The organism is Sulfoacidibacillus ferrooxidans, assembly GCF_022606465.1.
Lineage (GTDB): Bacteria > Bacillota > Bacilli > Alicyclobacillales > SLC66 > Sulfoacidibacillus > Sulfoacidibacillus ferrooxidans.
Genome location: NZ_JALBUF010000004.1, coordinates 217,496 through 241,122, shown reverse-complemented (window position 1 = coordinate 241,122; position 23,627 = coordinate 217,496). Strand labels below are relative to the sequence as shown.

20 protein-coding genes are annotated in these 23,627 nt (G+C 44.1%); 11 read left to right on the top strand and 9 right to left on the bottom strand.

Annotated features, from left to right (window positions below):
- Window positions 1–7 precede the first annotated feature (7 nt).
- The 10 genes from MM817_RS08735 to MM817_RS08690 all read left to right on the top strand — a co-directional run bounded on the left by MM817_RS08735 (window position 8) and on the right by MM817_RS08690 (window position 11,616).
- A complete protein-coding gene (locus MM817_RS08735; RefSeq protein WP_241713846.1) occupies window positions 8–244 on the top strand; it encodes a flagellar biosynthesis anti-sigma factor FlgM in 237 nt (78 codons plus the stop codon).
- A gap of 68 nt (window positions 245–312) precedes the next feature.
- On the top strand, window positions 313–606 hold the full coding sequence (locus MM817_RS08730) for a hypothetical protein (RefSeq protein ID WP_241713844.1): 294 nt from the start codon (window positions 313–315) through the stop codon (window positions 604–606).
- A 178-nt stretch (window positions 607–784) separates the two neighbouring features.
- Window positions 785–2,416 carry a flagellar hook-associated protein FlgK gene (flgK, locus tag MM817_RS08725; protein ID WP_241713842.1) on the top strand — a complete coding sequence of 544 codons (1,632 nt, stop codon included), beginning with the start codon at window positions 785–787 and terminating at the stop codon, window positions 2,414–2,416.
- Window positions 2,417–2,485: 69 nt separating this feature from the next.
- On the top strand, window positions 2,486–3,799 hold the full coding sequence (gene flgL / locus MM817_RS08720; RefSeq protein ID WP_241713840.1) for a flagellar hook-associated protein FlgL: 1,314 nt from the start codon (window positions 2,486–2,488) through the stop codon (window positions 3,797–3,799).
- A gap of 58 nt (window positions 3,800–3,857) precedes the next feature.
- Window positions 3,858–5,216 carry a flagellin N-terminal helical domain-containing protein gene (locus tag MM817_RS08715; protein WP_241713838.1) on the top strand — a complete coding sequence of 453 codons (1,359 nt, stop codon included), beginning with the start codon at window positions 3,858–3,860 and terminating at the stop codon, window positions 5,214–5,216.
- Window positions 5,217–5,305: 89 nt separating this feature from the next.
- On the top strand, window positions 5,306–6,886 hold the full coding sequence (gene fliD / locus MM817_RS08710; protein WP_241713836.1) for a flagellar filament capping protein FliD: 1,581 nt from the start codon (window positions 5,306–5,308) through the stop codon (window positions 6,884–6,886).
- A gap of 40 nt (window positions 6,887–6,926) precedes the next feature.
- Window positions 6,927–7,229 carry a hypothetical protein gene (locus MM817_RS08705; RefSeq protein ID WP_241713834.1) on the top strand — a complete coding sequence of 101 codons (303 nt, stop codon included), beginning with the start codon at window positions 6,927–6,929 and terminating at the stop codon, window positions 7,227–7,229.
- A gap of 63 nt (window positions 7,230–7,292) precedes the next feature.
- The gene (locus MM817_RS08700; protein ID WP_241713832.1) at window positions 7,293–9,218 is read left to right on the top strand and encodes a tetratricopeptide repeat-containing glycosyltransferase family 2 protein; all 1,926 of its coding nucleotides are present in this window, start codon (window positions 7,293–7,295) and stop codon (window positions 9,216–9,218) included.
- Window positions 9,215–9,580 carry a flagellar protein FliS gene (locus MM817_RS08695; RefSeq protein WP_241713830.1) on the top strand — a complete coding sequence of 122 codons (366 nt, stop codon included), beginning with the start codon at window positions 9,215–9,217 and terminating at the stop codon, window positions 9,578–9,580. The genes MM817_RS08700 and MM817_RS08695 overlap by 4 nt, the downstream gene beginning before the upstream one ends.
- Before the next feature lie 104 nt (window positions 9,581–9,684).
- Entirely contained in the window at window positions 9,685–11,616 is a 1,932-nt protein-coding gene (locus tag MM817_RS08690) for a glycosyltransferase family 2 protein (RefSeq protein WP_241713829.1), read from the top strand.
- Here the strand turns inward: MM817_RS08690 and MM817_RS08685 are convergent.
- The 7 genes from MM817_RS08685 to MM817_RS08655 all read right to left on the bottom strand — a co-directional run bounded on the left by MM817_RS08685 (window position 11,599) and on the right by MM817_RS08655 (window position 19,700).
- Window positions 11,599–12,714 (bottom strand): hypothetical protein, encoded by a 1,116-nt coding sequence (locus MM817_RS08685; RefSeq protein WP_241713820.1) that lies wholly within the window; start codon window positions 12,712–12,714, stop codon window positions 11,599–11,601. The genes MM817_RS08690 and MM817_RS08685 overlap by 18 nt on opposite strands.
- A gap of 82 nt (window positions 12,715–12,796) precedes the next feature.
- Window positions 12,797–13,642 carry a DegV family protein gene (locus tag MM817_RS08680; RefSeq protein WP_241713818.1) on the bottom strand — a complete coding sequence of 282 codons (846 nt, stop codon included), beginning with the start codon at window positions 13,640–13,642 and terminating at the stop codon, window positions 12,797–12,799.
- 439 nt (window positions 13,643–14,081) lie between these two features.
- Window positions 14,082–15,383 (bottom strand): two-component system histidine kinase PnpS, encoded by a 1,302-nt coding sequence (gene pnpS / locus MM817_RS08675; RefSeq protein WP_241713816.1) that lies wholly within the window; start codon window positions 15,381–15,383, stop codon window positions 14,082–14,084.
- A gap of 6 nt (window positions 15,384–15,389) precedes the next feature.
- A complete protein-coding gene (locus MM817_RS08670) occupies window positions 15,390–16,094 on the bottom strand; it encodes a response regulator transcription factor (protein ID WP_241713814.1) in 705 nt (234 codons plus the stop codon).
- A 45-nt stretch (window positions 16,095–16,139) separates the two neighbouring features.
- Entirely contained in the window at window positions 16,140–18,386 is a 2,247-nt protein-coding gene (gene recD2 / locus MM817_RS08665; RefSeq protein ID WP_241713812.1) for an SF1B family DNA helicase RecD2, read from the bottom strand.
- Window positions 18,387–18,388: 2 nt separating this feature from the next.
- Complete coding sequence (gene phoU, locus MM817_RS08660) at window positions 18,389–19,048, bottom strand: phosphate signaling complex protein PhoU (RefSeq protein WP_241713810.1); 660 nt, start codon at window positions 19,046–19,048, stop codon at window positions 18,389–18,391.
- A 460-nt stretch (window positions 19,049–19,508) separates the two neighbouring features.
- Window positions 19,509–19,700 (bottom strand): hypothetical protein, encoded by a 192-nt coding sequence (locus tag MM817_RS08655; RefSeq protein WP_241713809.1) that lies wholly within the window; start codon window positions 19,698–19,700, stop codon window positions 19,509–19,511.
- Window positions 19,701–19,883: 183 nt separating this feature from the next.
- Here MM817_RS08655 and MM817_RS08650 point away from each other — a divergent pair, with 183 nt between their 5' ends.
- Entirely contained in the window at window positions 19,884–21,143 is a 1,260-nt protein-coding gene (locus tag MM817_RS08650; RefSeq protein WP_241713807.1) for a helix-turn-helix domain-containing protein, read from the top strand.
- Window positions 21,144–21,146: 3 nt separating this feature from the next.
- Here the strand turns inward: MM817_RS08650 and MM817_RS08645 are convergent, their stop codons facing one another.
- A complete protein-coding gene (locus MM817_RS08645) occupies window positions 21,147–22,865 on the bottom strand; it encodes a GGDEF domain-containing protein (protein ID WP_241713805.1) in 1,719 nt (572 codons plus the stop codon).
- Between the two features lie 268 nt (window positions 22,866–23,133).
- A complete protein-coding gene (locus MM817_RS08640; protein WP_241713803.1) occupies window positions 23,134–23,559 on the bottom strand; it encodes a glycosyltransferase family 2 protein in 426 nt (141 codons plus the stop codon).
- Between the last annotated feature and the right edge of the window lie 68 nt (window positions 23,560–23,627).

The following is a 23,627-nucleotide window of genomic DNA, read 5'->3' as shown; positions in this document are numbered from 1 at the left end:
TACGAAGATGAATCCTACTCCGATCGATCCGAGGCAAAAGCCAACTTCTATCACTGCTATGCCAGGAAAATCAATAAAAGTTCATTCTACTCCATCAACAAGTATCACATTACCATCAGATCAACATGAACAAACCCATATACAAAAGCTTGATCAAATTAAAGCACAAATTGCACAAGGTGCTTACCTGACAAGCGCAGAGGGACTTGCAAAGAAGATAGTCGAAGGCGGCTTCCTTGATTAGAAAGTTATTATAAATATTCTTACCATCTTTTTTAATCAACTAGTTAAAGAAATCTAAGGGGTGTACACATGACGAGTCAGTCCGTAGATCACTTACTTGAAACTTTAGAATTAGTGACTGAACAAGTCATCGAAGTAATTATTTCACATCAACCACAAAGATTAGAGTCACTCGTCATTGACCAATGCCGTTATCTACGAGAACTTCAAATGCATCCTGTAGAAGTAATAAATAAGACGCGAATTAAGCACTTACACGAACGCGTTATGCAACAGCAAACGCTCATTTCACAGGCTTTACAAGTAACGGATTTTTTTCTTTCAAGAATGAACGAATCACCTACATTTCAAACACTTGGATAAATAATACACAAAACATCTATTCTACTTATTTTCTACATCTCATTTAGTAACACAAGCAATCTTTTATGCAGTGAAAGAATGTTTGTTATGCGTGCTCCATTATGATTTTTATAGCTTATTGGTCCACATAAGAGAAGTAAAATCAGCAACCTTAGAGATGGTTTTTGGAGGTGTACCTATGTCGCTCTCATCATTTTTTGGACTTAACATTGGCGTGAGTGCTCTCGATGCGATGCAACAAGCAGAGGATGTTGTTGCAAATAACATCTCTAATGCCAACACGCCAGGTTATGTTCAAGAAACAGCTCAACTTCAGGAAAGTAGCGCTTATCCCCCAATTCCATCGCAAGATCAACCCATCATGGGCGGTCAGATGGGACAAGGTGTCGACGTAAGTGAAGTGACGAGAGATACTAACTCCTTCGTTAATGAACAAGATCGCTCTAACCAATCAACTTATAACATGTACAAAACATACGATACAAATTTAACACAAATTGAATCCATTCTAAACGAACCAAGCTCTGATAGTATGCAAAATGCAGTGGATCAATTCTTTGCCTCTTGGCAAACACTTTCAACGGATCCGTCAAACACAGCTGCACGTCAATCTGTCATTTCGGAAGCACAGACACTTGGGCAAACCTTTCAAACGATCACCACTCAACTTGAAGGTCTTCAATCTAATTTAGTCAGTCAGATTCAAGAACAAGTCCAAGAACTTAATGGTTATGCGAGTCAAGTAGCTCAATTAAACAACCAAATTGTTCAAATTAACCAGATGAATTCTGCCCCTAGCGCCGGTGGCCAAAGTAGTCAACAAGAAAGTCCAAATCAACTTTTGGACCAACGCGGACATATCCTTGATGAAATGGCTCAACTTTCAAACATCTCTTACAATCAGACTGGATTTACAGGTGCGGTTTCTGTGAATATTGGATCTGGTCTATCCCTTGTAACGCTAACAAATGGCAGTTGGACAAGCACTACTATGACTATTTCATCAATGACGCAAACCAGTTTAGTTACACAAACCAGTATGGTTACATCTACAAATGATCAACTGATGCAATCTCCACTAACCTTAACTAATGTAACGTCTGGAATGGTTGCGGGAAACACCCAAAGCCTTGATTACACAAATCAGCTTCTTGCCAATCTCGATACGTTTCTATCGTCATTTTCTAATCAAGTAAATGCAATACAAGGTGCAAGTGGAACTTCTACAATTCCAGTAACAGCCTATCCTCTTATAGGTAACACGGCCACTTATCTAGTGACTGGTTCATCATCAGGAATAACATATACCTATGGCAATCTGTTTATACCAACGACAACGACGGCTGGTAATGTCGTGTTAACTGTCAATCCTTTATTTACACAAAACTCTGGTACAAACTATATCTCAGCTTCAGATCAACCGTCATCACAAGGAAATAATACAATTGCACAACAAATGGAAAACTTGCAGTCACAGTCCATTTCTATAACCTATACACAATTTTCATCTTTTCAATTTGGATCATCGACATATACAAATTCTTCCTACAGCCAAAACACTACTGCTGACCAATATCTTGCTAGTATCGTTTCTAATCTAGGCATTCAGACTGCTGCAGTGCAGTCAAGTGAATCGACGGCTAACTCTCTTGCTCAGCAATCTTCTAATCTAAGACAATCGATTTCTGGAGTAGATACCAACGATCAAGCCGCAAAGATGGTGGAATTTCAAAACAGCTACGATGCAGCCGCAAAGTTTATTAGCGTATATGACACAATGTTACAATCACTAATTAATATGATTCCATAAAAGTACAATTCTTCAACATGACTCACATTGTAAATTACCAAGCAGACAGCTTCAAGGAGGTGCATTTTCATGCGAATCACTCAAAATATGATGACTCAACAATTCATCTACAATATCACAAATCAAAATCAACAGATGCAAACTTTGGAAAATGAACTTTCAACAGGCAAAAGTTTAAACCAGCCTTCAGATAATCCATTAGCCGTTTCACAAGATATGGGGATTCGCGCTTCCCTGAGTGAAACCACTAGTTATCAATCAACCATTAACTCCGGATTGAGTTGGATGCAAAATACAAGTTCAGCCATCCAGCAGATTTCAACTGCATTACAATCTCTACAAAGTACTGTTCTTGAAGGAATCAATAGCACAAATCGCAGCTCTTCGTCACTACAAGCTCTTTCTGAAACAGCTCAACAATTGTCAGCTAGTATATATCAAGAATTAAACGCTAAACAAGGCGATCGGTACTTATTTGGCGGCGTCCAAACAAACGTAGCTCCAACAACTACTACTTTACCTCCTTATTCAACAGTTTCAACGAGTGATGGTCAGTTTTATAGCGTTCTTAGTTCGTTTACTACGACAAACAGTTCGAGTATTACATCAGATGGTAGTCCAATCACTCAATCCATTACTGATGCGCAGAATATTCTCAGTGGCTCTCAACCTTATTCCTTGCAGTTATCTGAAACAACCAGTTCTACCGGTACCGTATCATCAGGAAATATCAAACTGATGAATTCATTGACAGGAGCTATCCTAGCAACTGGATCGATAGCTAGTGGAGCAAGTTCTGGAACTATAGTAACTCTAACTTCCGTCTCTGGTGCTGCACAAATGACACTCACACTTAGTAATCCTGTTTCATCTACATCGAGTGGATCCTTTAGCATATCAGATTCACTTGTACCTACTACAAGTTTTTCCACTGGATTTAGTGTGGTTTCTGGAACGTCCGGATCCATTTCTTACAATGTCGCTCCTAATGTCGATATACCGATCAATGTATCCGCACATGACTTGATGCTATCCGGAGTCTCTGGAACAAGTCTACAAAATACGCTACAACAAATATCTACTGATCTACTCACCGGAAACACAAACGGATTAGAAAATGATCTTACTAACTTACAAGTGAACATGACTAATGTAACTAATATTAATTCTGATGTGGGTTCACGCATTCAACGACTCACATCTCTTCAAAACCAAATGTCATCATATCAAACGACACTTACTAACCAAAAGGGGGTGATTCAAGGCGCAAATATGGCACAGGTGATTAGCCAGTTCAATACCGACCAAACCGTTTATACGGCGGCACTTAAGATGGGGTCGCAAATCTTACTTCCATCACTCATCAGTTTCTTGCCTAGCTAATGAGTGCCCTGGCCAATGATTCACAACACAAACAACATACGAAGGGTTGGGTATACTTATGTCAGTAAACTTTAGCGTAAACAATAACGCACAAGCACAATCTATCTTGCAAAATTTGAACGATGTACAGAACAATATCAATAGTGAATATAGTGCATTGTCAACGGGTAACAGTGTCAACTCTGCAGCAGATAATCCAGCAGGATATGCCATTTCACAACAAATGACTTCACAAGTGAACGGTTTGAATCAAGCAACGCAAAACTCACAAAACGGCATTAGTATGATTCAAACAGCAACAGGTGCCATGAACCAAGTTGAAACGATCATGCAAACGATGTCCAGCCTTGCAACAGAAGCATCTACTGCTGGCATGTCTTATTCTGATCGCGCCAACCTACAGTTAGAGATGAACTCGCTCGCACAACAAATCAACAGCACAACAAATCAAACTCAGTATAATGGTATCAATTTGTTGAGTGGTCAGTTCGCATCTTCTTCAACAACTGAAGGTACTTCAAACTTGACAATTCAAGCAGGCGCTAACCAAAATCAAACTTTAAGCTTTAATATTGCTGCTACCGACGTAAACACACTTAACATTGCAGGTACTTCTGCAGCTGGAATTGCACTTTCATCAGGTTCAATTTCAACAGGAGTAGTTTCAGGAACAAATGGCGCTAGTTTTAGTGGTTCCTCTGCAGAAAACTTTGTTACCACAGCAGCTAATCAAGCTATAACCTTTTCTAATAGTACTATTTTTCAAAGTGGTCAACAATTTAAAATTGCAATAAGCGCAAACGTAAGTTCAACTTCTTCTGGTGCATCAGTTACATCTGAAACATTGCAATTGCAAACAGAAAATGGAAACGATATAGGCAATGCAGTATCTATATCAGTTGCAAGCGCCACAAGTGGCGGCACTGTGACACTAGGTGATTCCGCAACAGGTGCACAACTTACTATAAATCTAAATGAAGCAGTTAATGCTTTTACTGTAACTTCTGGTTCTTCAGGAACATTTAATGGAGTCATATCTTTTACTGCAACTGGTGGCACTGCGTCACAGGCAGGTTCGCAGCTTAATAATTGGCAAGCAAGCAGTAGTGTGGTTGGATTAAACATCATGAATCAATCCAGTGCACAAAATGCAATTACTTCCATTCATAATGCACTAAATCAGCTTTCTAGCCAACAAGCTCAGTTAGGTGCCGTTCAAAATCAATTGAACTATACGGTATCGGATCTGCAAAACTCATCAGAAAATCTGCAGAATGCAAAATCGACCATTACCAATACGAACATGGCCGCTGAATATACGCAGTTCTCACAAAATCAAATCTTGGATCAAGTGGGACAAAGCATGTTGTCTCAAGCAGACCAACAGCCTGCTTCCATCTTGAAGCTCCTTCAATAGTCATTTGCACTCTTAATACACACATAGTAGGTTATGGGAAAATCGCGTGATTATTTCTTGCGCGATTTTCCTCATAGGGGGTGACAGTGATGTCGATGAATCTATTACAACAACTAAATACAATCCCAAACTTAGGTGGTACTGGGCTACCTGTACAACAATACGCATCAGAAATGCAAGCGGTACTCACATCGCAACTGGAGCAAATACCGGATAATGAACTTTCGACATTATCTTCAACGCAGAGTGCTTTAACTAGTCTCCAACCAGCTCTTTCGCAACTCCAATCCGCAACGCAAACTCTTGCAAGTTCTTTGAGTTGGAATTCTGTTAACCTTACAACTACAGGCACCGGTTTTACAGCTACCTCAACGTCTGGTGCACAACCATCTTCTTATACTGTCATGGTCAATAATCTATCTACTGCACAGTGGAATACCGCCTCTGTGAGCTTAGCTACTTCTACAGGAAGCTCAACACTAACTGCAGGTACGTTTCAAATTATACCCGCCTCCACTTCTGCATTAACAGGGACTGCTACGATTACTGTTACAAGTGGTGAAAGTTTAAGTTCTATCGTTAGCGCTGTAAATCAAGATACATCTAGCACTGGAGTTGTAGCTTCTGTGCTCGACACAAATGGTGGTTATGAGATCAGTTTTCAAGATACCAATGCTGGCTCAAGTAACACCTTTTCATTACAGGATATTAACGGTGGTACTGTGATATCTGGACAGCTTGGCGTTACATTAACAGCCGCTGCAAAAAATGCTTCTATTACGCTAGATGGCTCTATGACCCTTACTTCAGCAAGCAATGTCTTTACAAACGCAATTCCAAACGTCACAATCAATGTAAGTCAAGCTGGATCATCAGGTACGATTTTACTATCTCAAGATTCAAATAGTGCTTTATCCGCAGTGCAAACTTGGATGAACGCCTATAATTCTGTTATGTCCACATTAAATACAGATACATCTTACACGGCACCAACAACATCTGGACAAAATGCACAGGCACAAACGGGTCCTCTTTTTACAGACCCTGCAGCTACAGGCCTTTTATCACAACTGCCAAATGCCGTAAACTCTTTTGTTGGAGCAAACGGTTCAGGCACGCAATCAAGTATCTATCAATCCTTGTCTCAAATTGGCATTGTCATTGACCCAAATACCGGAAAACTAGAATTTCAAACCGCTTCTGGATTTTCATCAGGTAGTACAACTGGCACTGCTAGCTTTAGTGGGACCTTACCATCTGGACAAACTATGTTTACAGATGCAGTAAAAAATAATGCATCTGCTGTGCAACAACTTTTTGGCGTGATTCAAACCACTGCACTCTCATCAGAAACACCAACAACAGGGATTCTAGGTCAAGTCAATACTGTTTTAAATGAATTTTTAGGAGCAGGCAGTTCTACTGGAGTCATTCCTAGCGAATTAAACTCTATTTCGCTACAACAAAAAGAAACCAATCAGTACTTAACTCAATTAAATCAAATGATCGCAAGCAACGTGCAAAATTTTACATCGCAATTAAATAATTTAAATGCCTCGCTCCAGCAATCAAGCGCACAAATGCAACAAATCAACGCATTGATGAATGGCACATCTTCCTCAAGTTCTTCTTCCAATACTGGATCCAGTTCTAGTTCATCAGGAGGTTAATGATCAGATGTTACGCTATGTATGTTGAGGTGACCGTACCATGGATTCTACTATAGAGCGTATATGTAATTTAGATAAACTTATTTTTGAGGCTTTAAAACAAGAAAATTATTATACAGTCTATGTTTTAATGTGGGAACGCACCACTGCGTTATCTTCAATTGATGCTAAAGACAATGTAAAAGATGCCGAGTTATGTCGATTGAATGATCAAACCAGTCAATTGAGCCAACTTATTCAGGAAAACATAACTCGCATTCAACATGCTCTCGATCGTGAAATTCAATTTGCAAAAGTACGAACAAGTTATGCAAAAAATAGTCTGAATCACTCGGCTACATAATACTCAGCTATATACCATAAGTTTCATATGCTATTTCACTACGATAAAAAAGGCGAGGTTTACATGCTCCTATCAGCTTGTATGATTGTGAAAAATGAAGAATGGACCATTAAACGTTGTCTCGAGTCGTTGCAAGGTTTAGTTGATGAAATCATCGTCGTTGATACAGGATCAACTGATCAAACGATTGAAATTGTACAATCATATGGTTGTAAGATCATCACCTATGAATGGGACAATGACTTTTCACATGCTAGAAATGCAGGTATCACACACGCCTCAGGTGATTGGATTCTCGTCATTGATGCAGACGAATTTGTAGAATCAATATCACGACAAACTATTGCTCAGTATCTTGAAATGACTGATGCAGAAGGTGTGTTTATCAATGTTAAAAGTCTGATGGGGCCGCTCGCTCATCCAACAAGCACGCTAGCTATCCGCGTCATGCGTCTATTTCGCAATCGCCACCTCTACACAGGAGCCATTCACGAACAGATTGCTGACTCCGTATTTAAAACAAAACTACCTATAGATAAATTTGATTTGTCCCTTGTTCATTTGGGTTATACCAATGAATTTGTTCAATTTCGCACAAAATCAAAACGCAATACCACATTGATTGAACAATCCATCGCGCAAGACCCTGACAATCTATTTCATGCTACTAACCTCATGGCGGAGTATTCCATTTCTGGACAATATCAAAAATGTGCAGAATTAAGCGAAAAAACATGGAAACTTGTAAAAAGTATGCCTCAAAACGCTTGGCCTAATTATGCTCCACGAATGATCTCTCTGCTGGTCTCGTCGCTATGGGAACTTAAAAAAATCGACAAGTCATTTACATACATGGACGAAGCCATCAGGTACTTCCCGTGGTTTACAGACTTTAAAAAGCGTTACGCAGACATGCTCGCTACACAAGGACACTATAAAAAAGCGATTTCCCAACTCATGGCTTGTCGTGAGCAAGGGGATACTCAGTTGGGGTTAATCGAATTTTTAGAAGGTGCTGGTACCTACTACGCCGCTTATTCACTCGGTATGGTATGGTCTCAAGTCGGCGATGATCTTAATGCACGAAAGTGGTTCCTTCAGGCATTTTTTGAAAATCCCTCGATCGAAACAGCTCTTATCCCTATTATTGGTTTGCTACCAAAAGAATCTAATCTTCTTCATGAATATATTGAACCCAAGTTATATGACCCAACTGCCCTTGCAACTTATGCAGAAGTATACGCCAGTTGGAACTACCCAGATGCACAAGAAGTAGTAGATCGCATCGAGAAAAGGTTTGGTGAATCAGAAGCGACGCATCGAGCACATATGTCCATCCTTCTCAATACAGGTGGTACAGAGGCATTGTTTGAACGTGCAGAAAGAGTAAACTACGATATCGATTGGCTACTTCTCGGTATCCATTGCCTCGACATAGGAGACGAAGAAAAGGCAAACTATGCTCTAGCGCGTGCAAAAGTTCGCGGTGAATATGTTGTAAAAGTAAAAGAAATAGTAGCTTCATCCATGACCGCGACATGGGGATTATCTGGAGTCATTCGCGACTTTATAGCGATACACGCGGAAACTCTTTTAGAAAAATGGTTACTGCAAGCGATAGACATTGATCAATATTGGATCACTCTCAAATGCTCTCCACTACAACAAGTGATGCAAAAGATCGTTTGGAAAGGATGTACCGTTCAAGAGTGTGAACAAAATGCTCTCAATTTTTTTCATCAGCGTCAATGGGAGAAATCAGAAGAGTGGTTAATGAAAAGTAAGCAATATGAACCTTCAGTTACTCAGTTCTTACTGGAATGTGATCTAGCACTAGCTAAAAATGACGTTCAAACCGCAAGAAAAATCATTTTTTCCGGAAAAAACTCATTCCCAGATTCAGAAATGCTAAAGATTGCCTCGGATAAAATTCATACGAAATTAAATCCAACTGAACTATTTCAACCATTAAGGAGTAGATTATCATGAATGCTTCAGATGTTTACCGCCAACAGTCCATTTTAACGGCTCCACTACCCATTAAACTGGCAAAACTGCATGAGCGTGGTGCCATGCTCACGCGCCAGATTCAGAAGCTAGCAGAAGAAAATGATATTACGACTGCTCGTGAATATATTGTTCAAATCGAAGACATACTCACTTTTTTGCGGACATCGCTTAATCCCGATCTTGAAGTCTCTTCTTATGCAGATGCTACCTATATCTTTTATTACAATATGGCAGTATCATGGTTCATTGATCCTAGTAAAGTAAATGAAGGGTATGACTCGATGCTTGAATTTTGGGAGAGTTGGGCTAAAACGTGGATTCAAGTACGTTATCAGTCCTAATACCTAGTATAAAACAAGAAATTAAACTATTGGTAGCACACAAAACAATTTCTACATGCTGTTTTGACAGATAGTTCGTTGTGACATAGTAAGGATGTGCAGAGGTGTTACTTTCAGCTTGTATCATAGCAAAGAATGAAGCGCTCACATTGCGCAAGTGTTTAGAATCGCTACAAGGTGTTGCAGATGAAATCATCGTAATTGATACTGGTTCAACTGATCAGACAATGGATATCGCACGTGAATTTGGTTGTATTATTCATGAGTTTGAATGGTGCAATGACTTTTCTGCTGCGCGCAATGAGTCTTTGCGCTATGCACAAGGTAACTTTATTCTCGTAATTGATGCGGATGAATATCTTGATTCAAAAGAACGACTACACGTACGTGAGTTTCTCACTCAGACAGATGCAGAAGGTATTTTTGTCATATCTAAAAGTTATCTTGGATCACTGACTCACCTATCGAGCGCAGTCCCGATACGAGTGATGCGCATCTTTCGTCGTGGACATCTGTATTCAGGGGCTATTCACGAACAGATTGCAGACTCCGTTTTTCATCATGGAGGTGCAATGGCTACTCTTGACCTCACCTTGCATCATCTTGGGTATACGGATGAATTTTTAGCGCGACGATCAAAAACATCCCGCAACACAGCGCTTCTTGAACAAGAACTCAAACAAGACCCAACAAATGTCTTTCAGCAATCTAATCTTATTGTTGAGTACATGATGCAACGCGACTGGGAAAAAGCCTACCAACTTGCTAACCACACCTGGCAAGAATTAAAACGAAAGTCTCCTACGACCTGGCCTAACTTTACACCGCGAATCGTTCTTAATCTCATAACGATTGAATGGGAGCTTGGCAAAAGAGATCAAGCGATCCACAGTGCACGCGAAGGAATTCACCTGTTTCCTTGGTATACAGATCTCTTGCGTCGCTATGCATCCTTTCTTATGCAACACAATAAAGTAGCAGATGCAGTCAAGATTCTTATGAGATGCCGTGAACAGGGAGATACAACACCAAACCTCATCGAATCGGTAGAAGGTTCTGGGACATATCTTGCTTCCTATGATTTAGCTATGGCCTGGGCTCTTCTTGGCGATGATTTAAGCTCTCGACGTTATTTTTTACAAGCTTTTCAAGAAAATAAAGCATTAGAGGCAGCCATTATTCCGATTGTCATGCTTGCACCTAATGATCCTACGTTTTTACACGAACATTTCGAATCCCGTTTGTGGGATGCACATACGTACGGCAATTATGCTGAGGCTTATGCAATTGCTGGTTTCTCAGATGCTGATAATGTCATTAGTCGAGCAGTTGCAGCCTTTGGCGAAACGGAATCTACACATCGTGCTCGCATGGCTCTACTTTATAGTCAAGGATATGAAGCTCTTTTACAATATACAGAGAATCATCCAGAAGAAATCAATTGGTTATTACTTGGTATATATGAACTGGAGCATGTGCGGGTGAATACTGCCTATTGGGCACTTCAACAAGGTGGATTTCGAGGCCAGTATATCGTAGCTCTTGATCAATCACAAAAAACGCAACCAGCTGTCAAATGGACAGTCACCCCGATCATTCGAGAAATGATCGCTATGCGTGCAGAGCAATTTTTAGTATCCCACTTAAAAAATGCAACAGATATAGATAATGTATGGGTCCAACTAAAATATTCGCCCATCAAGCAAGTTCTTGTTCAAATAAATTGGACAGGACACACTGCTTGGCAATGCGAAATGAACGCTTTACGTGCTTTACAAGAAAAGAAGATGGAAAAAGTACCAACTTGGTTAAAGAAGGCCCGCTCGATACAACCTACAGTTACACAAACAATTATGGCATGTAATTTGGCCTGGTCACGAGGTGACCATCAAACCGCACGAAAATTGTTATATGAAGGAAAGACAATGTTTCCTCAATCCGAAATGCTGAAATACCTATCCTCACTCATCCATAATCAAACTTCTCCACAACAAGTAATGAAAAATATGAAATCAAAGTCACCTTGCGATCGTTAGAACATGGACACCCACTGCGCCGGCTTGATATAGCACTTCGGCGCAGGCGTCGGCTGTTCCACCCGTTGTCAGCACATCATCGATGAGTAAAATAGATTGGCCTTCGATTAATCTTCTAATAAACGCTTCACGTTTGTATAGATGACCTGCTAATCGATATTGTTTGTGATTCACCTCATCTGCTTTACTATGTGTCCATCTGTCCATCATCTTGGCTTTTGAAGACCCTCGATCAAGATGTTGATATTCACTAGGAACTCTTTTCGATCTTCTATCTACCATCCCCAGTTGCAACACACGCGTGCGCAACTGATGCCATCGTGATGAAATAGCTTGACTCTGATGCTTCCGTTCGTTCGTATGACGGTTACCGATCATTTCCCTCCATCGTGCACGTTCAGCCAGTGACTGCGCGATCGATGACTTATGACCATGTCCATCATTCACTAGACCTAACTTCACCATATAATGTTCTATCAAATGCAATGCATATTGATTATAAGTCAGATCATTTGTGTAATTTAGCGCAAATGCTCCCTGCAGTGATTCTATGCGCTGTTGCCTTGAATGCGTGGTTTGACTGTCGCTAAGTGTGACTTTTTCCAATACGTTAGCACATGGTAATGATAGTCGTTTTACTAGAAAAGAAGTGAGATCCTCGGCTTGATTGAATCCTCTGCGACTTTGTTTTTTAGGGTGCATCGGAACAGGCACGATCAAGTGGTCACGAGCATGTCCATAGTGGCGAAGGTACGCTTCGACGATCCACTCACCGAGAATGGGGACAAATCTTCGATCACCTTGATACTTTAAACCTTTGATGACTCGTTCCAGAGTACCATCATAGTGTCCAAAGGCGCGAGCCTCTAAAAACAGGTGAGGCGTTCTTGTACAATCCGAACATAGTCCACCCTCCCCTGCTCGTCCACACACACGGCACAACCCTACGATATTCTCAGTGACACCCTGCTTACAACGATCGCATAGTTTTGGTGGGAAAAAGACGCCCTGTGGTATGTGTTTGAACACACCACCACATAGTGGACACGTTGCTTGTGTTGGAAAGAACAGATCGAGTAACGGATCTACCATACGCACAACAATACCCCCAGGCTGTAACAGTACCTTCGATACCCAATCAAGCCCAACCCTTTGTGTAATCCTAGAGTGAATAGTGTTGCTACTCCGCGTGGTAAATGAGCGATAACACACCTGGACCCACGTGAACACCAACAACTGGATCGAGCTCAATGATGCGCATATTGGCCTGAGGAACCTTTTCTAGTATGGTCTTCTTTGCTTCTGTAGCAAGATCAAGCGCGGCACTGTGAACCACTGCTCCGTAGACATAGGATTTGTCCTGCGAGTCTTCGACAAAGCGTTGGAAGAGCATATCGAGTGCCTTCTTGTGCGTCCGCACTTTTTCATACATATCGATGCGTTTGTCGCGCAGCATCAGTACAGGCTTTATCTGTAACAAGGTCCCGAGTACAGCTGCACCACCGCCGATTCGTCCACCGCGTTTTAGAAACTCTAGTGAGTCTACGACAAAGTATGCACCTATTCTCCCTTGAACTTCTTGTAGGCGAGTTACGATCGTTTCAACGTCTGTCCCTGCTTTCGCAAGCTTTGCTGCTTCTAAGACTTGAATGCCAAGCGCATATGCAACCATCCCAGAATCAACAATGGTAATCTCCCCATCGACCAAACCGCGCGCTGTCTCTGCTGCACGTACCGTCCCACTTAGTTCAGAACTAATGAAGATCCCAAGTACCGCATCATGATCCTTCAATAATCGTGTAAATACCTCGACAAAATCACCAACTGAAGGCTGCGAAGTGGTTGGAAGGACTTTTTCAGTAGAGAGTTTTGCATAAAACTCAGACGCAGTAAGATCGATCCCATCGCGATAGGATTGCTCTCCAAAAATCACATGAAGTGGTACTACCGTCACATCGTGATCCAGTGCTTCTTCACGTGGTAAGTCTGCAGTACTATCTGTAACAATCGCTAACCGCATCGCCATCACACCCTCCAAAAGATATATTCAATATACATGCTACATTCTTTCTTCTAACCTAACGAGCATCAGATACATCAATAAATGGTCTCATACAAAGTGTTCACTTAAAAAGTACTTGATCGCTTTCGTTGTATCTCTTACAACATCAACTTGCTAATATTTCATATAAAGTGAATTTATCATATCACAGGTCTGAGTGACGTCAATCATCGGAATGTACAAATGCAAAAGGAGACCGCCATGTCCCGCAGGCAATCTCCGATACGCAAAACATAGTGTGCCTAAAAAACGATACAAGTACAAACCGACAACTATGCTGTATCACAAGATAGCTATCTCAATAATTCCCATTTCCCTGCTCCATGTGCTCCATGTGCTCCATGTGCTCCATGTGCTCCATGTATCCCATGGTCACGCCACCATTCGCGCCACGCCACAGAGCCTAGAGCTCGTCTCCATCTGCATCCACGCTTGCCACATCAAAGAAGAAGCGGCTACCTTGGCCTACTTCTGAATATACGCCGACATGACCACCGTGGGACTCCACTAGATGTTTCACGATCGCAAGGCCGAGTCCCGTGCCACCTGATTGTCTGCTGCGCGTCTTATCCACACGGTAGAAGCGCTCAAATACACGTTGTGCATCTGCAGGCGGGATACCTACACCTGAATCTTGCACCGCAAATACGATCCGATCGCCCTTGCGCTCAGCCGTCAGCGTGATACTGCCGCCTGCAGGGGTGAACTGTAATGCATTATTGACAAGATTGATTAACACCTGACGCAACCGATCACTGTCAGCTAACGCCACAATTGGCCCACGTCCGATCACTTCCTGCGCTAGAGCCACGCCCGCATCCGACGCATGTCCAGAAAATGTATCGACCACCCGTTGCATAATCCACTCCGCTTCCACAGGTGCCAAATGGAGGTCGATCTGCTTGGCTTCAATGCGCGACAGATCTAGCAAATCTTCGACCAACCGCCCAATGCGATCCGCTTCATCCTGCATGATCTGCACAAATTGCCTAGCAGTCGTCTGATCCAGCAATGCCCCGTCCAGAAGCGTCTCAGCAAATCCCTTGAGCGCTGTAATCGGCGTTCGCAGTTCATGCGAGACATTGGCCACAAAATCACTGCGCATCCGTTCCAAACGGCGCCATTCACTCACATCGTGCAAGAGCACAACCGCCCCTGCAATCGAGCCATTGGACTGCTTAATCGGTGTCACGTGCGCTTCAAGCGTCAGTTCCTGCGGCTTGTGTAATTGTACTTCCCGCTTTTGAACAACCCCATATGCGATCGCCTCATCGACTAACGACGCGAGCCCATAGTGGTGACCCGCCTCCCAGTGCCAGCGTCCGACCATATCGTCTTCATTGAGGCTAAGAAGACGCTGAACAGCCGCATTGACAAGCACGATCTTCCCCGCCCGATCAATCACAATCACACCACTGACCAGCGGCTCCATGATCCCCTCAAGCTTACTGCGCTCTTGCATCGTTTCCTCGCGCGCCTCACGCATCAACTCAGCCAGTTCATACACCCGCGACAAAATGTGCAGCTCACGCCCACCCACTGCGATCCGCGCAGGCAATTCACGCTGCGAAATCCCCGCGTCTAGCACCTGCGCAAGTGCGTGTTGCCATTTGCGCACATGATATTCCCGATATAAAGTATAGAAGATAGGCACCACACAAATGGCTCCTATCACAATCCACGGTTCAATGCTCAAAAAATTCACATACTTTTACTCCCCTCGCACAAATTTATAGCCTACACCACGTACCGTCTTGATATACCGCGGATTTTTCGGGTCTTCCTCCACCTTATCGCGCAAGTGACTGATGTGCACATCGACAAGCCGCGTGTCCCCAGCGTACTCATATCCCCATACACCGTCTAGCAGTTGATCGCGACTAACCACACGATCCAAATTTTTCAGCAAATAATGCAACAGTTCAAACTCCCGTGGCGTAAGCTCGATCAATTCTCCGCGCACAGTGACCTCATAGCGCCCAGAATCCATAAGGACATCGCCCACTTTGTACAGATCCCCTTGTGCTGCAACAGCAGCCACTGGCTCATCCGCCTTTCGCCGCAACACAGCACGCACACGTGCCACAAGCTCACGCGGGCTAAATGGTTTCGTCACATAATCATCCGCACCCATTTCCAAACCAACGACACGATCGATCTCCTCGCCACGCGCCGTGAGCATGATAATCGGGACCTTCGAATTAGCTTGACGCAGTCGTTTACAAAGTTCCAGACCATCGACACCAGGTAACATCAAATCCAGCACGAGCAGGTCATAACTCCTCTTGGCAATGAGTTCGAGAGCAGCATGCCCCTCCTGTGCAGTCTCTACTTCATAGCCAGCCATGCGCAAATTGTACTCCACAAGCGTTCGGATCGCTTCCTCATCATCGACTACAAGCACTCGCTCAGCCACAACATCGCCCTACCCCTCAGTCATTTCATACAAATCCATCGATCATCATTTATCCCGTAAGCGAAAAGATAGCCGTGTATACCGCTTCGTCGCATCTACTCGGCGCAGCGCAACTTCAAACGCCCGCACAGAACCGACCACCACAAGCAGTTGCTTTGCACGAGTCATCGCCGTATACAACAGCTGCCGATAGAGCATCACCGTGTGCTCCCGCACCAGCGGAAGCACGACACACGGATACTCACTCCCTTGACTCTTGTGCACAGACACAGCAAAAGCGTGCGTCAGCTGATTGCACTCCGAACGTGTAAGCGGTACCTCTCGTGCATCCTCCTCAAACCCTAAACGAAAAATCAGACCATCGCCCTGCACAGCACTCACAAATCCAATGTCTCCATTATACAAATCACGATCATAATCATTTTTAATATGCATCACTTTATCCCCCACGCGAAAGATGCGTGGGCCCACTTGCAATGTCTCATTGGTCTTTGGCAACATCCGTTGACTCAACGCCTCATTCAGTCGTTCCGTCCCACAATATCCTTTTCGCATCGGTGAGAGCACCTGTACATTACTGCGCGCATCAAGTGCAAGATACCCTGGCAGTCGTCTCGCTGCAAGATCCACAACAAGCTCTGCTACCTTTTGCGCATCCTCTTCTTCTATAAAATAGTAGTCAATATCGTCAGACTTTTCAAAGCGTGGCATTCTACCTCGGCGCACCTCATGCGCTGCAACCGTAATCGCACTTTGCTCTGCCTGCCGAAACACCAACTGCAATTCAATCACAAGAGCTAATTGCGATTCAATGACATCGCGTAAAATTTGCCCTGGCCCCACAGACGGTAACTGCCACGGATCACCCACAAGAAGTAAATGTGCACCATCTGGCAATGCATCAAGCAAATGGGCAAATAGTGGCGCATCCACCATCGAAGCCTCGTCCACAATAAACAGATCCCCTTCGATGCGGTGCGAACGATTGCGTGCAAACCCATAATGCCCGTTGCCTTGTTGCCCCACTTCCAGTAAGCGGTGAATCGTTAATGCCCCCTGCCCCGTACTCTCTGCCAACCGTTTAGCCGCACGCCCCGTTGGCGCACAGAGCACAACCTGTAAACTGCACCGCGTAGCTTCCGTCACAACACTGCGCACAGTCGTCGTCTTCCCAGTGCCAGGTCCACCCGTTAACACCACTAACGGATGCGTAAATATAGCTTGTGCCGCATGTCGCTGAAGCGGCGTCAAAAGATCCCCATCTTCACTGTGTGCGGGCTGAGTCCTGTCGCCCACCTCACGATGTGCCTCTCTTTCCACTTTCGCTTCCACTTTCGCTTCCACTTTCGCTTCCACTTTCGCTTCCACTTTCGCTTCCACTTTCGCTTCCACTTTCGCTTCCACGAGTTCCCTCACGCGCGTCGCAATCGCGGTCTCCACCCTGTACATCTGCGGCAAGTAGACGAGTAGCTCATCTTCCACTTGTTCAAATATGACACGACCCCTTGTAGCAAGTTGACTCCCAACTACCGCTAGATCCTCTGCCGAAAGCAGTAAGAGCCTCTTCGCTCGCTCTAACCACATAGCATGTGGCAAATAGACGTGACCCTCATCTTCCGCTACCGACAGTGTATGCAAGAGCGCCGCGGCCATTCGTTCCGGATCATCTTCCTTGATACCAACCGCCCGCGCGATACCATCAGCTGTTTTAAAGCCGATGCCAGACACTTCTCCTACCAGTTGGAACGGGTGCGTGAGAACGGCCTCCATCGCCGCGCTCCCACTGCCAAACGAAGACACGACCTTATCTGCCAGATGGAGCGGTAACCCATGCGCGCGAAAAAAAGCACCCAACTTCGCTACGTCCTCTTGTGTAGCAAAAGCATCCACTACCGCTTTTGCTCGTTTTTTAGTCAACCCTGGAACCTTCGTGATCGCATCCGGTTGCTCACGCAAAATATCGAGCGTGCGAACGCCAAATTGATCCACAATGCGCTTGGCGGTCTTCTCCCCAATCCCAGTAAATCTTCCACTCGCAAGAAATCGAATAATACCGACTTCACTGGTCGGTGCCTGCGTGCGAAATGCATCCACGTGAAATTCTGTCCCGTATTCTACATGCTGTCGATAATGCCCTGTGAACTCACACTCGGCACCAAGCGCAATCTCAGACAACATGCCAACAGCTCGCACCGTCTCGCCATTGGTCAGACGCACACGCAAAACAGCATATCCTCGATCCGACAACAGCAAAAACTTCTCAGCCATGCCTCGCACATGTACGGTCGCCATCGCTACACATTCAAATCCATGCGCACACCATCGACCATATAAATGACCCATTCGCCGATGTTCGTGGCATGATCCCCGATGCGCTCCAAATTTTGTGCCACCATCATCAGTTGCATCGCCTGTTCTACAGCCGTTGGCGTTGAGATCATCAGGCTTAGCAACTCCCGAAAAATGTGCGCATACAATCCATCGACCACATCATCGCGCACCGCAAGCGTCTTGGCGAGTGTAGCATCCTTGCGAATAAACGCAGTCAATCCATCGCGCACCATCATTTCAACCAAATCAGCCATGCGCGGAATATCGATCAACGGTTTTACCCACGGCTGCCTGCTCATCCGCAGTACGACTTTTGCAATATCCACCGAGTGATCAGCCATGCGTTCAAGGTCTGTCACCGCTTTTAACGTAGTGCCAAGCGTGCGCAGATCTCCCGCCATAGGTTGTTGCAGGGCAATCAATTGGAGTGACCGTGTCTCAATGTCAATCTCCATTCGATCAATCTGATCATCCCCTGCCAACACCTGTTCTGCTAACGCCTGATCCTGTTCTGTCAACGCCCGAACAGAATGAAAAATCGATTCTTCTACAAGCGTGCCCATCTTCAAAAGGTCTTGCTGTAACGCTTCCAAATCCGCATGAAACTGACGCCTTGGGTCCAAATTGGAATCCTCCTACATCCTTGAGGCCATTTAAAGTTTATCGCAATGATATGAAGATCACGTTAAGTTATCGTAAAAACAGTTCAACTTCATCCACCCACATCGCATCACCACGGCATGGGACAAACTCACCTCGTTTGATCTTTCTATTATGCACGAAAAGGAGATGGAAACATAGCATCCCATCTCCTCCACCAAACACATGAAAACCATCCCCATGCACAGCACATGAATCCACGGTGCATGTAAGCCCTTACGCCAACAGGCGTGCAGAACCAACACTCAACACTCAACACTCAACACTCAACACTCAACACTCAACACTCAACACTCAACACTCAACACTCAACACTCAACACTCAACACTCAACACTCAACACTCAACACTCAACACTCAACACTCAACAACTTAACGAGCATCACATCAGTGACCGCTTGCTATGCGTTGCGCTTCACGACATCAGTGGCTTGCCACCGAAAAATACTGGAGCGTTTGCTTTTCAATCCTACCTTGGCGAACTTGTTCACCTAGTTCCTCTTCGACAACGCGCAGTTCTTTTAGAATCCGAAAGCGCGCCTCTCCGTTCTCTGCATCGAGCCACGCATGCAGCAAGCGCTGTTGCTGTAGTTGAAGTTCCTTGAACTCTTCCATAGTTGTCATACCTCCCGTGCATTTCATTATCCACAGTGTACTGCATATTGAACCCAAAATGGATAAGGTAAAGTAAGCATTTTGTGAAGAAATCCGCAATCTTCCTTCATATTGCGCAAAGTTATCTCTTCGCTTATGATAGTGTACATCATACCCATTTGAGTAGATAAGAGGTGCAGATGCATGCCATCTTTGATCGGTCAACGCATTCGCGAGCTACGTATCGCACGTGGACTTACGCAAACACAACTAGCCGATGATATGGTCACTCCAAGTATGATCAGTCAAATTGAAGCAGGCAGAGCAATGCCTTCAGAAACATTATTGAAACGATTAGCAGAGCGCCTTGAGACACCTGCAGACATGTTTTTTTTGACACCGTCCACAAGTGATGTCGTACACCAAAAAATAGAGATCATCCGCACATGCATACTGTTACAACGGTATCAAGAAGCAGAACAACTCATCGAAGAAGCCTTTACTACACCTGCAGGTCACGTCGAATTGAATTATTTCAAGACGCAGCTACTCATCGCAAGAAAGGAATTTCACGCAGCATTTCAAGCGATCACTACTACCTTCACACTTGCACATGAGCAAGAACGATACGATTTATTTGACAGTCTATATGTATTACAAGGAGATATTTTATTTGCATTAGGGGAAATACATACTGCATTACATGCTTTCGAGCAAGCCAAGCGGTACTTTGAACGACAACTACAACAAGATAGCGTGATGCAGGCGCAATTGTACATCCGCCTGAGTGAATGCAATCACATGCTTGGTCAAAAGCTACGATCCACAACCTATGCACACATCGCATCGACAAGCGTTGCAGTCGGAGACCGTTCAACAAAGATCGCAAACGAATACCTGTCACACGCCCTCCATTTACTACAAGTAGGTCAGGAACAAGAAGCAGGCCGTGTGGCCGCTCAAGCAAGAACCATGCATCAAACCTTACACTGGGTAGAATCTGCTCTGGAATCCGATCTTTTGCTCATCATGCACCATCTAGACCAAGGCGAGATCGAAGAAGCCGATGATCTGATATCTATGTATCTAGAACGCAACTCTTTTTATATGACACTAGAACTCCATACGCGTTTAAACTACTTAATTGCAGAAACGCACCTCGCATACGGCCAAGTCAACGAAGCGATCACTATCATGGATGAAATCATCGCAAAAGGATCAGATACGCCGTCCATCGAGCGATTGCATGCATTAACGCGTGCTATTCGTGCACTTGTATATAAGGACAAACCAAAACTCATAGAACTTGCACAGATTGCCCTACACGATGCGCTTCATTATCGTCGCTTACCACTCGCTGTAGAAATATCCACAATGGTTAGCCGCGCGCAGGTCCGCATGGGACACACTGAGCATGCACAGCAGATGCTAGAACAACTTGATCGTACGATACAAAGCATATAACAGCTACTTTTCATACGCCGCCACGCGATTGCGCCCACGTTGCTTAGAGCCCACATACATGGCGCGATCTGCATTGCGCAAAAGGTCTACGGAAGAGTTAGCCATCTCCGGATATACCGCCACACCGATACTCATCGTAATATAAATAGGCATAAAGGATGTTTTCCCGATCGGCGTGATCATTACCTGATGATGTTCGATCCCCTCGCGTAACCGTTCGGCAATCGCAAGTGCTACCTCCAGCGTAACATTTGGCAAAATGACCGTAAATTCCTCTCCACCATAGCGACACACCACATCTTCATACCGGACCAGCTGTCGAATCTGATTGGCCACCGACTTCAGTACTTCATTACCAGCCAAATGCCCGTACCTATCGTTAATTTGCTTGAAATGGTCCAAATCCATCACCAATAATCCGAGTGATGCGTGTAACCTGTCTGCATCATGCCGCATACGCTCGATCACAGAATCAAAGTATCGATAGTTATACACACCTGTCAATTGATCAATGTAGCTTTGTTCCTCCGTACGAGCTAGACGCCGCGCATTCCATAGAGAGATTGCAACCTGACTCGCTAAAATTTGCACCATCTCTTGATCCCGATGTGAATACGCATGATAGTCAGTGTGTGTCACTGTTAATACACCTAGAGTCTCATCTTGATAGATGAGAGGGACGGCCACAATCGAGCGACCTGGTACAGGTGCCACACCATGAATCTGACGATCAACTGTCACTCGCCTTCGGCCACTATCAAGTAGTGATTGTCCATGCAAAAATGCCGTCCCCGTGACACCGTCACCTGGTTGTAATCGAACCTTGCGCATCATCTCTTCCGTCTCACTGGATAGACCACGCACCCCGCATGGTATGAGCATCCCTTCTGCATCAGGGCAAAATAGATAGCAGGAAGTCATGCGAACAATCTTAGCTAGACCATCTAACAAGACAGTCACGACCTGATCTTCACGAAGCTCACTACTTAAATCCATCGTCAAGTCACTAATCAATGTCAGTTGCCGATTGGCCAATACAAGGTTTGAATAGAGCCGAAAAATATATAATAGCACTATGAAGGGAATGGATAGATAAAGAATGGCTTGCAGTCCATAGATTTTTTCAAAAAAAACAAATAACAAGGCCAGTGAAAATTCCACTGCAAACGAACCTAGATCCCACTTAATCTCTAGAAACCACGGGTCTTCAGGTGCCTCCACAGCGACATGTAAGAAGTTGACGAAGTAATTGGAGATAAAGTGCAAAACGGCAAACACTACAATAGGCAAGAGAAGAGCGAGCATGGAGGTAGAAATCCTATCTGGAAAATCCCCTCCCGCTAACCCATACCCAAGACTCGCAAATGTAGGCATGAGCATAAACATACCGATATTTTTAATGGTCCGTTCTACATCCCATGTCTTCCCGCGAATCAGTTCGCCGATCACCCATGCAACAATCAAACTCATAGCCGTCACCACGGGTCCAAATAGCAAAAACATAGGAATCTCGACGCCAAGCGACAGACTGATCATCTGTCCCCCTAAAAGTACCGGAGAGATATACGTAAGAGTCAACAGTAAAAATAACACAGAGAATAGCAACCACATAAAATGGGTGAAAGCGGGAAATGGAAAAATAAGTGCGCTGCTTATGAGGCTAATGATCGCAAGAGACCAAACACCAATCACACTCGCCCAGTACCTCTTTTTTACAACCATAACTCCCACTCCCCATAATGCATCGAAACAAGTGGATCTTTTTATCTCTCTCTTTTCGTGATGTCAGTGAACCCATAGTCGATGTCCTGATCACGCACCAAGACAATGTCTCTCTATGCGTACTGGGAACAATTCTCCATTCACAAAGAATCTCCTGCTAATTTTACAATTTTATTTCGCAATTTATAAGAAAACTGTACATTACTCTACAGAAGTTTTAATCATTACACAATTGTGTGCCAAACCATCCGAACCAATCATCGAATAACTACTGAAAATGCGAGAGCACACGCAATACTTGGCGCATGTCCTCTTCACCATCTACCCGAACCACCATCGTTTGTCCACGTTGCCCAGCCCCAAGTAGCGTAGATACATCACTCCAGCATCGGTCATTGGAACTGGGTATATAAGTTACAAAAGAAAATCGCACAGATAGCTTAGAAATAATCATAGCTGTTTCATCTGAAGCACTCAAATCAACAATAAACACATCCTGCACATCCTGACCTTGTGCATACGTTTGTAACGACAATTGGCGAATAAACCACTCAATCCACTGATTGGCATGCCCAACGATTACGATCAAACTAGGTAGCGTCGTTTCGGTCAAACGATGAAACTTACGACTCAATTGCCACAGTAACACGACAAGCCCGTACACTGCCAAAAACACAATGACGAGTGAAAGCATATCCATCACCTTCGTCAATTTGTCTTTATGTTATATGGCTAACAGTCTATGCAACGGAGAATGCCTCG

Excerpts from the sequence above, each read along its gene's own strand:
- MM817_RS08735 (WP_241713846.1), top strand. The coding sequence starts at position 8 with ATGAATCCTACTCCGATCGATCCGAGGCAAAAGCCAACTTCTATCACT.
- MM817_RS08715 (WP_241713838.1), top strand. The coding sequence starts at position 3,858 with ATGTCAGTAAACTTTAGCGTAAACAATAACGCACAAGCACAATCTATC.
- flgK (WP_241713842.1), top strand. The coding sequence starts at position 785 with ATGTCGCTCTCATCATTTTTTGGACTTAACATTGGCGTGAGTGCTCTC.
- MM817_RS08680 (WP_241713818.1), bottom strand. The coding sequence starts at position 13,642 with ATGGCGATGCGGTTAGCGATTGTTACAGATAGTACTGCAGACTTACCA.
- MM817_RS08645 (WP_241713805.1), bottom strand. The coding sequence starts at position 22,865 with ATGGTTGTAAAAAAGAGGTACTGGGCGAGTGTGATTGGTGTTTGGTCT.
- flgL (WP_241713840.1), top strand. The coding sequence starts at position 2,486 with ATGCGAATCACTCAAAATATGATGACTCAACAATTCATCTACAATATC.
- fliD (WP_241713836.1), top strand. The coding sequence starts at position 5,306 with ATGTCGATGAATCTATTACAACAACTAAATACAATCCCAAACTTAGGT.
- MM817_RS08640 (WP_241713803.1), bottom strand. The coding sequence starts at position 23,559 with ATGCTTTCACTCGTCATTGTGTTTTTGGCAGTGTACGGGCTTGTCGTG.
- MM817_RS08705 (WP_241713834.1), top strand. The coding sequence starts at position 6,927 with ATGGATTCTACTATAGAGCGTATATGTAATTTAGATAAACTTATTTTT.
- MM817_RS08655 (WP_241713809.1), bottom strand. The coding sequence starts at position 19,700 with ATGGAAGAGTTCAAGGAACTTCAACTACAGCAACAGCGCTTGCTGCAT.
- MM817_RS08700 (WP_241713832.1), top strand. The coding sequence starts at position 7,293 with ATGCTCCTATCAGCTTGTATGATTGTGAAAAATGAAGAATGGACCATT.
- MM817_RS08730 (WP_241713844.1), top strand. The coding sequence starts at position 313 with ATGACGAGTCAGTCCGTAGATCACTTACTTGAAACTTTAGAATTAGTG.
- MM817_RS08650 (WP_241713807.1), top strand. The coding sequence starts at position 19,884 with ATGCCATCTTTGATCGGTCAACGCATTCGCGAGCTACGTATCGCACGT.
- recD2 (WP_241713812.1), bottom strand. The coding sequence starts at position 18,386 with ATGGCGACCGTACATGTGCGAGGCATGGCTGAGAAGTTTTTGCTGTTG.
- MM817_RS08695 (WP_241713830.1), top strand. The coding sequence starts at position 9,215 with ATGAATGCTTCAGATGTTTACCGCCAACAGTCCATTTTAACGGCTCCA.